We start from the raw sequence: 675 nt of genomic DNA, 5'->3' as shown, positions 1-675 counted from the left end.
GGTCGGCGTCGGTGAGGGTCTGCGCGGTGGAGGTGACGGCGTTCATCACGCCCCCGGCCGTCATCTGACCGCCCCGGACGAAGTGGGCCAGGATCATGTCCTTGGCCTCGGTGCCGATGCTGAGCGACTTGGTGACGTGCTCGATCGTCTTCGTCGGCTCGGCCAGCGTCTTACCGGCGGCGTCCTCCATCGCGCGCACCTTGGCCTCGACGTACTCCCGGGACAGGAACGTGCGCACGGCGTCGGCGGTCTTGGACGTGATCAGCTCCAGCGTCTTGCGCTGCGTCTGGCCGGACCAGGAGATCACGCCCTCGTCCTGCTTGCCTCCCAGGTGCACCGCGCGCATGATGTCCTGTGCCATGGTCAGGCCGTTGCGGCACACCTGGATGACCGCGCGCGGGGTGATGGTGTATGCCCCGGAACCGACCTCGCTGTTGGTGATGACGAAACCGGCCGAGATCATCGGCAGTTCGTCACCGCTGCGCCCGTCGAACGGCGACCGGTACTCGCGCAGCAGCGCACGGGCCTGAACGGCGACCGTCTCGGACTCCACCCGCACGTACATGCGCCGGTCGGTCAGGTCGCACCCGGTCACCTGGGTCGGGTGCCCGGACTGCTTCACCCCGTCCAGCGCGGCCACCAGCATGTCCAGGTTGTCCATCAGCTTGTAGCTGT

Annotated in this window: 1 pseudogene; it reads right to left on the bottom strand. The window is 67.9% G+C overall.

Going from position 1 to position 675, the window contains the following annotated elements:
- Window positions 1-675 (bottom strand): annotated as a pseudogene (locus B7L92_RS38755) (DUF932 domain-containing protein); the annotation flags it as partial.

This window comes from Streptomyces viridosporus (genome assembly GCF_002078235.1).
Classification (GTDB): Bacteria; Actinomycetota; Actinomycetes; order Streptomycetales; family Streptomycetaceae; genus Streptomyces; species Streptomyces viridosporus.
Note: the sequence above shows the minus strand (reverse complement) of the source record. Positions and strands in the feature narration are given on the sequence as shown.